The sequence below is a fragment of the Allobosea sp. P4_E12 genome (genome assembly GCF_056401655.1).
This window is the reverse complement of the sequence record NZ_JBFUIY010000115.1, coordinates 1-2472: the sequence shown is the minus strand read 5'-3', so window position 1 is coordinate 2472 and position 2472 is coordinate 1. Positions and strand designations below refer to the sequence as shown.

The 2472-nt window shown below is 67.0% G+C and carries 3 protein-coding genes; all 3 read left to right on the top strand.

The window, feature by feature from the left end; genetic code table 11:
* Positions 1-72 precede the first annotated feature (72 nt).
* From tnpA to tnpC, 3 genes are read left to right on the top strand one after another with little or no spacing between them, the layout of a single operon-like run.
* Positions 73-525: an IS66-like element accessory protein TnpA gene (gene tnpA / locus AC1DW9_RS36520; RefSeq protein WP_476777480.1), complete on the top strand. Its 453-nt coding sequence runs from the start codon at positions 73-75 to the stop codon at positions 523-525.
* Positions 526-551: 26 nt separating this feature from the next.
* Entirely contained in the window at positions 552-878 is a 327-nt protein-coding gene (gene tnpB, locus AC1DW9_RS36515) for an IS66 family insertion sequence element accessory protein TnpB (protein WP_441492562.1), read from the top strand.
* Between the two features lie 47 nt (positions 879-925).
* Complete coding sequence (gene tnpC, locus AC1DW9_RS36510; protein WP_476777481.1) at positions 926-2455, top strand: IS66 family transposase; 1530 nt, start codon at positions 926-928, stop codon at positions 2453-2455.
* Positions 2456-2472 lie beyond the last annotated feature (17 nt).

Here is a 2472-nt window from a genome sequence, read left to right as displayed (position 1 = left end):
GCGGTGTCCCGGCGCCACCTTTCCGGCAACGGTCTGAGCGACGATGTTGGAAGCCCCTGAGGGCTTCGGCACATGACGATTTCAGAGCTTACGCTTAAATCCAGCGACGATGAGCCGGTTCGGAGGTTCGAGGTCTTCACCGGGACCGGACGCCGACGGGATTGGTCGGACGACGACAAGGCAAGGATCGTGGCGGAGAGCTACGAGCCGAGCGCGACGGTGAGCGAGGTTGCGCGCCGCTATGCCTTGTCTCCGCAGCAGTTGTTCGGCTGGCGGCGTCTTTTGCGGCGAGCACCGGAGACGTTGCCGCCGGCATCATTGCCAACGTTCGTGCCTGCGGTGGTCGATGCAGCACGCCCGGCGCCCGAGACCGTGAGGCAGCCGGCGACGCGTCGTCGTCGTGSCGTAGCCCGGTCGAGCGGSGGGATTGAGATCGAGATTGACGGCGTCGTGGTGCGTGTCGGAACCAGTGCGAGCCCGAAGACGATTGCCGCGGTGATATCCGCGCTAAAGGGCGGCTCGTGATCGGCCCGACTGGCGCGGTCCGTGTCATGATCGCAACGAAGCCGGTCGACTTCCGCAAGGGCGCGGAGGGCTTGGCCGCACTGGTGCGCGAGAGCATGGGCGCCGATCCGTTCTCGGGCGCGGTGTATGTGTTCCGGGCGAGGCGTGCTGACCGGATCAAGCTCGTCTACTTCGATGGGACGGGTGTCTGCCTGTTCTCGAAGAGACTGGAAGACGGCAAGTTCCAGTGGCCCACTATCGCCGACGGCGTCGTGCGACTYACAGCGGCGCAGCTTCAGGCGCTGCTCGAAGGCCTCGACTGGCGACGGGTGCATCAGCGGCGCGAGACGCGCGTCCCCGTCGCGGCAAGTTGATCGCTCGGCGSTGGCAAGCCACTGTAATCCATGATTGAATCGGCTYCGTGAGCAACGCGGCCAACCCACTGACCAGCGATCCGATCGCGCTTCGGGCGATGCTCGCGGAGGAGCGCGCCGAGAACGAGCGGCTACGCCAGATCATCAAGGAGTTGCAGCGCCATCGCTTCGGGCGCCGGGCCGAGAGCCTGCYGGTCGATCAGTTGCTGCTGGGSCTCGAGGAGGCCGAGCAGATCGAGGCCGAGGGCCTCGCCGGCGAGGAAGCGGCTGATCCCGCAAAGCGGGCCGAGCGGGCCAGGAAGCGGCGCGCCAACCGCGGATCGCTGCCCGCACACCTGCCGCGTGTCGAGCGGATCATCGACGTCCAGGACAAAACATGCCCGTGCTGCCAGGGCGCGCTGCATGCGATGGGCGAGGATGTCTCCGAACGTCTCGATATCGTCCCCGCCCAGTTCCGCGTGATCGTGACGCGTCGGCCGAAATACGCCTGCCGGGCCTGCGAGGAGGTGGTGGTACAGGCGCCGGCGCCAGCCCGGCTCGTCGAAGGCGGCATCCCCACCGAGGCGACCATYGCCCATGTCCTCGTCTCGAAATACGCCGATCACCTGCCGCTCTATCGCCAGGCTCAGATCTATGCCCGGCAGGGGGTGAACCTCGACCGATCGACCCTGGCTGACTGGGTCGGCAAGGCGGCCTTCCTCCTGCGGCCCGTGCATGAGCGCCTGTTCGAGCGACTGAAGGCATCGACCAAGCTCTTCGCAGACGAGACCACGGCGCCGGTGCTCGATCCGGGCCGCGGCCGGACCAAGACCGGCCAGCTCTTCGCCTATGCCCGCGACGAACGGCCTTGGGGCGGCGCCGATCCGCCCGGCGTGGCTTATCTCTACGCGCCCGACCGCAAGGCCGAGCAGCCGATCCGGCATCTTCAGGGCTTCGTGGGCACGCTGCAGGTCGACGGCTACGCCGGCTACAAGGTGCTGGCCGAGAGGAATGCCGTGAGCCTGGCTTTTTGCTGGAGCCACGCCCGGCGCAAGTTCTACGAACTGGCCGAAGCCGGTCCGGCGCCTATTGCTTCGGAAGCGCTCGCGCGCATCGCAGAACTCTACCGCATCGAAAACGACATCCGGGGACGCTCCGCCGAGGAGCGGCGCATTGCCCGCCAGGCAAGGAGCCGCCCCATCGTCGAAGCGCTGGAGCCRTGGCTGCGCGACAAGCTTCTCCTCGTCAGCCAGAAGAGCAAGCTCGCCGAGGCCATCCGCTACGCGCTCTCGCGCTGGGCCGGTCTCTCGCGCTTCCTCGACGACGGCCGCGTCGAGATCGACTCCAACGTGGTCGAGCGCGCGATCAAGCCCATCGCTTTGAACCGCAAGAACGCGCTCTTTGCCGGATCTGACGGCGGCGCCGAGCACTGGGCCGTGATCGCCTCACTCGTGGAAACGGCCAAGCTCAACGGCGTCGATCCGCAATACTATCTCGCCGACGTCCTCGCCCGCATCGTCGCCGGCCATCCCCAGAGCCAGATCGACGACCTGATGCCCTGGGCTTACGCAGAGACGCAGCTCAAGGCTGTGGCCTGAGAACAGCGCTCACTCAC